Here is an 8,768-nt window from a genome sequence, read left to right as displayed (position 1 = left end):
TAAAGATAGTTATGAGGTTTTAACAGCATATGACGGTTTTAGAGGATTAGAAGTATTGGACAGCAATATTGATATTTCAATTGTAATAAGTGATATGAAAATGCCTGGTATGAATGGAATAGAGTTCATAAAAAAAGCCAGACAAAAGTATCCCAATAAGAAATATTACATTTTGACAGGTTTTGAAATTAGCAAGGACATTAATGAAGCCCTACGCAATGGTTTAATCCTTGAATATTTCTGTAAACCTTTTGAAATAGCGAAAATGCATACGATAATTGCTGAAGCAGTAAAGGGGTGATATATTATTGATGAATACCATCCCTTCGCTCTCAGACATATTTGGCATTCCCGTAAGGCTTGCCCACAGTCCCAAAATGCCAAAAGAGCCTCAAGCCCGTCCGGTTCCAACGCACGCATTGAGCAACAGTGCATTGATAAACAGATTGATGATAAAAAAGAACAAGGCCAGCGTACAACATGCAATATGCATAAGCCGGAAGATTGCGGTAAATTTAAAGTTTAGTACTTTTAATAAAAATATTGAAATTAGAGATAGAGAATCTTTGCCGATAGAGTAAGTTAAATATTATGAACCACATTTTTAGAGTGCTAGGTTTTTTTTCCATCATCGGTATTTTATTTATCGAAAGTTGCAGCAATGCAACTCCGCACGATTGGAAATGGGAGACAATAGCAACAACGGGAGAACCAACTGCACGCCATGAGGCAGGTTTTGTAGCTTACAAAGACAAATTATATTTAATGGGAGGTAGAAGGATTAATCCTACTTCGGTATTTGATCCTGCCACAAATACATGGACTGAGAAATCGGCTACACCTATTGAGTTACATCACTTTCAACCGGTAGTTTTTAACGATGCAATTTATTTGATTGGTGCCATGACCGGAGGATGGCCAAACGAAACGCCTGTTGATAGGGTTATTATTTATTATCCCGAACGTGATGAATATGTATATGGTGACACTATTCCTGAACATCGAAGAAGAGGTGGTGCCGGTGCAGTGGTTTATAATAATAAGATTTATTTAATTGGAGGCATTACTCATGGTCATATGAATGGCTACAAACCTTGGTTTGATGAGTATAATCCCGAAACTGGCGAATGGAAAGCATTAGCTGATGCACCAAATGCACGTGATCATTTTCAAGCTGTAGTTGTTGACAATAAACTTTATGCATTTGCAGGCCGAAATACTTCGAAAATAACCGGCCAAGATATGGCTTTAACAGTGAGCCATGGCAATATTTATAATTTCAACACGCAAGAATGGGAAGCAGTAAGCAATAATTTAGCTATACCCACTATGCGAGCCGGAAATTTTGCTTTTGCCTGGAATAATTCTATTATTATTGGTGGCGGAGAAACGGCTGAGCAAGTGGAGGCACATAATGAGGTGGAAGCATTTAATTCCAAAACAAAATTATGGAGTAAATGGCCTTCTTTTAATCAAGGGCGCCATGGAACCGGATTTGCGGTAGTTGGAAACTATGTTTATACTGCTTCAGGCTGCGGAAAGCATGGTGGTGAACCTGAACTTACAACAATTGAACGATTGGAATTACCTCAAGGAGATGCGGCACCAATATCTGAAATTTTAGACACAACACCTGTGCACATGCAGTGGCACACCGTAACCCTTTCCTTCAAAGGGCCTGAAACATCTGAAGCGGCTCAAGAAAATCCATTTTTAAACTACAGATTAAGTGTTGAATTTCAAAACGGAGAAACCAGGCACACCATACAAGGTTTTTATGCAGCCGACGGAAATGCTGCAGAAACCGGTTCGAAGCAAGGCAATATTTGGCAAGTACGTTTTACCCCGGATAAAATGGGCAAATGGTCTTATTCGGCTAAGCTTAGTCAAGGAGATAGCATTGCACTTAACGATGGTTTAAATGCCGGAAAACAAGTATCAATATCAAATGCTTATGGAGATTTTTTAGTGCTTAGATCGGATAAAGAAGGTGATGATTTTCGGGCTCACGGCCGAATAGAAGCCTCTAATGGATATTTTAAATTTAGGGGCAGCGATAATTATTGGCTTAAAGCCGGAACTAACAGTCCTGAAAATCTATTGGCATATGTTGATATTGATGACACCTATCGCATAAAAGCAGAAGCCCGAGAAGGAGAAGCAGCAGCACCTACTTATATTCATGCGTATGAACCACACCTCAAAGATTGGAAAACAGGAGATCCCACATGGAAAAAGGGAAAAGGAAAATCACTGATTGGAGCTATCAATTATTTAGCGTCAAAAGGCATGAACTCAGCCTATTTTTTGACTTTAAATATTTTAGGCGATGGAAAAGATGTATGGCCTTATGTGAGTCCCGATGATTTTACCCGATTTGATGTAAGCAAATTAGATCAATGGGAAATCATATTTGAGTACATGCAAGCAAAAGGCATATTATTGCATGTGGTTTTACAGGAAACAGAAAATGAAACCATGCTTGATAATGGAGATACCGGACCTTATCGCCAATTATACTTTCGGGAACTTATTGCAAGGTTTGGTCATCATCCTGGCTTAATTTGGAATTTAGGCGAGGAGAATGGACTAACACCATGGGCTCCGGATAATCCTTACCAGGATGATGAACAGCGAAAAGCAATGGCCAGGTTTATAAAAGAAAATGATCCTTACAAGCATCCGGTAGTATTACATACCTTACCTAATGAAGATATTAGAAAGGATATTTTAAACAATATGCTTGGATACGAATATTTGGATGGTATTTCCCTGCAGCATGCCAAAAGAGAAACAGCAGCTGAAATAGTATCTGACTGGAAAGCAAAATCCGATAGCGTTGGTCACCCTTGGCTGATTACCATGGACGAAATTGGGATGTGGTACGATGGTGCCATGACGGATACAGAAGATCCTAATCATACTACACTTCGACGCTACGCACTTTGGGGTACCTTATTATCAGGAGGAGCCGGTGTTGAATGGTATTTTGGAGCAAAGCATCCACATAATGATTTAACTTCGGAAGACTGGCGCCAGAGAAATCGTCTTTGGGAAATTACAAACTATGCTAAAGAATTTTTTAATACCTATCTGCCGTATTGGGAAATGCAGCCTGAACACAGTTTAGTCAACTCAAAAGAGGCGTATTGCTTGCGCAAGAAGGATGAGATTTATGCTATTTATTTGCCAAACTCTAAAACATCTTCGCTTGATTTAAGCAGTGCAAAAGGTAGCTTTAGCGTACAATGGTTTAACCCATTAACGGGGAGTGATTTGCAAATCGGCTCGGTAGAATATATTGAAGGAGGCGGAATTCATTCATTAGGAAATCCTCCTTCAGTTGAGAATAATTTACCGGAACAGGATTGGGTGGTATTGATAAAACGCTTATAGTTGATATTAAAATAAATCGAAATAAGGTTTATAAAAATTAGTGGACAATGCAATTCCTGTTTTTTGAAGGATGGTAGTTCATTTTTTCAGGAAAATCCGAGCCGCAAGAAGTGTAAGAACGGGCACAGTAGCAAATATAATTCCTGCCTCAGATGCCGATTAAAAGTTTATTAAATAGAGATGATACCCTTGTTCCTTTCTCCATCAGTTTCCTGTTAGTTACTAAAATCAGCACCTTCTTCCACGCCAAAACTTATTAAGTAATATCTTTTATTAAATAAAAAGTTATCTTTAAAGCTTTAACATAAGTCCATTTGCGCTTATCGCACCACCCCTGTAGTAATAAACGCTAATACACCGGGTACATAGACGAAATAGCAGCATATGGGGTGAGGTTATCGACGTTACACACAATTATAAAATATGAAACAAACTTTAATCCTGATTATTTTTTTCATTCCAATGATTGTGAGGAGTCAAGATGAAAGAGTAGATTTATCTGGCTTTGAAAAGATTGATGCTGATTTGAAATATCGATTTATGGATAATGTGAAAAGTGATTTTCCTTTTTATTCAGAATCTGAAAAATGGCCAGAAGAATATAGTGAATTCTTTCACTTTATAGACATAGACAACGATAATGATCTCGATTTAATATATGATGGTTGGAGTGGTAGTGAACCAATGATGGTTAATATTTACCTGAATAGAAAAGGACACTTTAGTTTGATATTCAGGCAATATATGAATATTAACGAAATTGAAATGGAAAATAATGAATTGCAACGAATGGTTATACATGATCCAGGTTGTTGTCTGGCAATTATGGAAAACTGGTACACCTATCATTTTAATTCAAAACGAGACTCTGTTGACTTTTGGCTTGTAGACTATTTCACCTATCATAACGAGACTCCAAAGCCCGAAATTTTATTTGACAAGGAAATAAAATTTAAAGTTGTGAATTCTACATATCACCTTAGAATTACTCCTGAAATTGATAACGAATCATTCTATTTTCCAGACGATAGTAACGGCAATCAAATTATGACTTACACAACGGGAGAATTTGGGTATGCTTTAGCTGAAAAATGTGATAGTACGGGTAGAGTTTGGTGGTACGTTGCTATGGATAATAAAGAAAAAAGACATTCAAATGTTAAAGATCCCGCTGCTTTTTCTCCCAAATATGTTGGTTGGATGAGTAGTCGTTATCTGAAGACTATAAAATAACTGTGTGTAACAAAAAAAAGGGCATGGGCTGTCAGTATATTTTTGAGAGTTTAGCTCGTTTAATTAGTTCACCAAAGCTTTTGTTTCGGCTAGTTAAAAGAATATATTTATAGCCAAGTAAAAGTTTTGGCTCGGTGGGATTTTGAAGGTTAGGCTTTACAAATCAGCCTACGCCCCTTATTAGAGCCGTTGTGTTTCATGCTAAGAAAGAACGTGAAATAAATGCCAACGCACATTTGGCACATTTGCAAGCCCAACTCCACAAGCCGATGCTTCAGCTTGCAAAAGAGCCAAATTTTTGCCGACGCACAGATATAATGATAAAGGTGAATATGTTTGTAAAAAATTTACTTAAGCAGAATTGATTTAGTATTTTTGTTTTATGATTGGATTAAAAAACGATATTGAAAGTTTAAGAAGTTTATCTCAGATTTTTACTCCAACTAACTTTGAGAGAATAGTTAGAAGAAATGATTTTGCCATTACCCGAGCACGGATTAAAAAACATATAAGCTCTCCAAATTCTATTAATAATCTTGAAATCTTACAATTCATATACAAAGAACTATTAGAAAAATATAAAAGCGAATACCTTTACAAGAATGCACTTCTTAACAAGTTGTTACTTGGAAAATATAGTATTAATACTACTACCGTAATAAATGAATTTAAAGTTGGTAGGTCGATTGCTGATTTTGTTTTATTAAATGGAGAAGCAAAAATATTTGAGATAAAAACGGAATATGATAGCTTAGAAAAGCTCGATAAACAACTAGCAGATTATAAACAATTCGCAAATAAAGTTTATGTTGTTTCAAATTCAAAATTCATAAATAAATTATTGTCGGATTATTGTGATACAACAATAGGCATTATTGAGTTTACCGAAAATAACACTCTTAAAGAATTACAACCAGCAAAGGAAAATAGTCTATTATTTAATCATAATGCAATATTTAAAACATTGCGGAAACAGGAATATCTTGATATTATACAAGAATATTTTGGGAAAATACCGGATGTTCCAAACACAAGAATATTTCGAGAGTCATTGAAGCTTGCTGAGACAATAAATATAGTAGATTTTCAAAAGATGGCATATCAAAAACTCAAAGAGCGTAAGTTAAAATGTTCAAAAGAGTTTTTATCGGACAAAATACCATATGAATTAAAGCATATTTGCTATTCCCTTGATATGTCAAGTAAGGAATACAGTTACTTGTACCAATTTCTAAATCAAAAACTTTAAAATGTATTATCCTTACCTTAGAGGCAAACAATTCGAACTTATTGCTTTACGAGAATTAAGTGGATTAATGGCTGAGTCACCACAAAAGATTTCGCCCATCATTGAGCCTGTTAAGAATTCATCCACATTAAAAACTACAATTAGCGAATTAATAAACAAGGATATTAATTTTAATATAATTCTAAATCCTTCAGTTGGAGATTTGACAGGTTCAACTGCTGAAATCATTGAAACTGTTTCAGGTGAAATTGGTGACTTCACAAATTTTCAGTTAGCAATCATAATTGATAGCAAAATTGGCATTCCTGCTATAGAAGAAATAATTCAAGATATTTCATTTGATTTTGCAGGCTTTTCATTAATACATTTTGGTGTAAATAATAAGGTTGAAGAAATTACAAGTACACTTGAAGGTATTGCCCCTGTGATAAATAACATCGTTTATTTTAACAAAACCAGTAGACGTTACTACAGGAATTTTCCAGCTGATACAAGAATTGGCCTTGATGACTATTTCAATTGTTTATCAAAAAATTCCGATTATTTATCAGTACCTGACAGTCAATTTTCGGAAGAGCATCTTTTTTATAAAGATGATGGTTATAAAGGGTTTTCTGACTTTCTTACGATAGGAGATAACTATTCTGAAACAGGCTTCTTACCTTATGCCGTTGCAATCCATTTATCATATATAGAAGATGATAATAAAATTAGAATAAAACACTTTGTGTCAGATTCAAATGATGACACATCAGATATTGGAGGAAAATTTGCAGAAGCTATCGAAAAGCTTGTTAATTGGTGTAATGAAAACAATATTGAGGAAACAATAGGCATAAATCAATTTAAAACTTTGCATGACAGTGGACACTTTCCTGGTTTGGGTAGTATAAAAAAACTTTCAGTAATGCATCATATTGAACTCGTAAAAAAACTGATATAGTATGTTTTGTTGTATTGAATGTTTTTCGAGTTCTTATTTGCGTAATATAATATATTCAGATTCCAGAAAAGGGGAATGTGATTACTGTAAATCAAAAGATGTTTCTATTTATACTCCAAGAGAACTTATCTTATACTTTAGAAATATTTTAAATCTTTACAACGTTGATAATGAGTCTGGAATTGATATATTGTCGGCATTAGAACGTGATTTTACAGCCACAATTTTTAGTGATAAAGTTGAATATAAATTGGATTTACTAAATTCAATTATTGAAGATGATAATGAAGAGTTCGGGGAATTATTAAACAATAAAGTGACCTCTTCTTTGTGGAAAGGAGAGCATTCTAAAAAGACTGATGCCATTCATACCAAGTGGGAAGAGTTTAAAAACGAAATAAAAAATATTAATCGTTTTCATATTCAGGCTGCATTAGATTTAGAAAAGCTTCGGAAAATATTCAAGAATGAAGTTTTTGAGACCGAACTTAAAAAGGGTAGGATATTTTATCGAAGTAGAATTTCTGAAAAAAATGGAATTGAAATAGAAAAAATGGGAAATCCTCCAAAAGATTTAGCTACTGGTGGTCGAGCAAATCCGAAAGGCATTTCATATTTATATTTAGCAGATAATGTTAAAACATCACTTTATGAAGCAAGAGCGACATTATTTGATTTTGTTACAGTTGGAGATTTTAGATTAAAAGAAGATATTAAAATATTAAATCTTAGAGAGCCAGAAAATGACCCAATAATATGGGCTGAGCAAGAGGCTATTAATGACTATTTAACTTATATTCCATTTATTAAAACATTGCAAAAAGAACTATCCTTGCCGATAAGAAAGCTTGATAAGGAGATAGATTATTTGCCGACACAATATCTTTCTGAATTTATTAAGTCAATTGGTTATGATGGAGTTGAATTCCAAAGTTCACTCAATTCTGATGGATACAATTTAGCTATTTTTAATCCTGATAAATTTGAATGTATTAGGACAAATATTTACGAAATTGAAAGCATAGAATTAAATCATAGAAAGTTGTGACAACACTTCGCAACCATACACATTGCCAAGTCGCTCAAAAAGCTGACGCACAAACCAAAACTTGTCAAAGAGTATGGCTGCCCCAACACACGGTGAGACAGCAGATAATAAAGCACGAAAACACAACAACAGATATAAGTAATGGTTGGTAGAAATGCTAAATATCAAGGTTTGTAGCCCGCTCAAACTGCATAGCGGATTGACAGGAAACCACCACGCAATTGGCTACTATTCTTATACTAATCATTGTGGGTAAATTGCAAATCGAAATTTATAAAACAAGTGTTTCTATAAAATGAGACAAAATGGTAAGATCAAAAAATCGTGGATATGCTGTCTCAACTATAAAAATAATATTCATAAAGTATCTATGAGCGATTACATGGTTAAACTTCTTTATATGAAACCAATCAAAATTCTCTTAATAATTCTTTTTCTTAACCCTTTTGTCACAAAGGCTCAATCTGTATACACACATGCACCAGATGATCAAGAAGCGCTTTTTTTTACTTCTGAATTATTTAATGTTAAGGCCAATGGAAAGCAAGATGTCTCTGATGCGCTTCAACTGGCTATAAACAAGCTTAAAAAAGAAAGGAACTTTGGAGTTTTATTCATTCCTGAGGGAAAGTACCTCATTAGTAAAACTATTTACGTTCCAAAAGCCATTCGTATTATAGGTTATGGACAAAACCGTCCTGAATTTATATTAGATAAAAACACAGTTGGCTACCAGGATAAATTCAATTACATGTTTTGGTTTACCAGCAATTTGGTAGAAGAAGGACTTGAACCGGAAGATGCTACGGCAGGTACTTTTTATAGTGCCATTTCTAATATTGATTTTAGAATTGAAGAAGGCAACTCCAAGGCAATTGCCCTACGCACCCATTTTGCAC

The 8,768-nt window shown here is 34.6% G+C and carries 7 protein-coding genes; all 7 read left to right on the top strand.

Annotation, left to right across the window (positions count from 1 at the left end; genetic code table 11):
- A partial coding sequence (locus tag Q0L29_RS08340) for a response regulator (protein WP_296620757.1) occupies positions 1-301 on the top strand: 301 nt, incomplete at its 5' end.
- Between the two features lie 290 nt (positions 302-591).
- A complete protein-coding gene (locus Q0L29_RS08335) occupies positions 592-3,396 on the top strand; it encodes a DUF5060 domain-containing protein (protein ID WP_296620755.1) in 2,805 nt (934 codons plus the stop codon).
- A 423-nt stretch (positions 3,397-3,819) separates the two neighbouring features.
- Complete coding sequence (locus tag Q0L29_RS08330; RefSeq protein WP_296620753.1) at positions 3,820-4,629, top strand: hypothetical protein; 810 nt, start codon at positions 3,820-3,822, stop codon at positions 4,627-4,629.
- 382 nt (positions 4,630-5,011) lie between these two features.
- A complete protein-coding gene (locus Q0L29_RS08325; protein WP_296620751.1) occupies positions 5,012-5,878 on the top strand; it encodes a sce7726 family protein in 867 nt (288 codons plus the stop codon).
- Between the two features lies 1 nt (position 5,879).
- The gene (locus Q0L29_RS08320) at positions 5,880-6,821 is read left to right on the top strand and encodes a sce7725 family protein (protein ID WP_296620750.1); all 942 of its coding nucleotides are present in this window, start codon (positions 5,880-5,882) and stop codon (positions 6,819-6,821) included.
- A 37-nt stretch (positions 6,822-6,858) separates the two neighbouring features.
- Entirely contained in the window at positions 6,859-7,869 is a 1,011-nt protein-coding gene (locus Q0L29_RS08315) for an RES family NAD+ phosphorylase (RefSeq protein ID WP_296620748.1), read from the top strand.
- A gap of 400 nt (positions 7,870-8,269) precedes the next feature.
- Positions 8,270-8,768: glycosyl hydrolase family 28-related protein (locus tag Q0L29_RS08310; RefSeq protein ID WP_296620746.1), on the top strand; the 499-nt coding region annotated here is incomplete at its 3' end.

This window comes from Marivirga sp., assembly GCF_024636815.1.
Lineage (GTDB): Bacteria > Bacteroidota > Bacteroidia > Cytophagales > Cyclobacteriaceae > Marivirga.
This window is presented reverse-complemented; position numbering and strand designations above follow the sequence as displayed.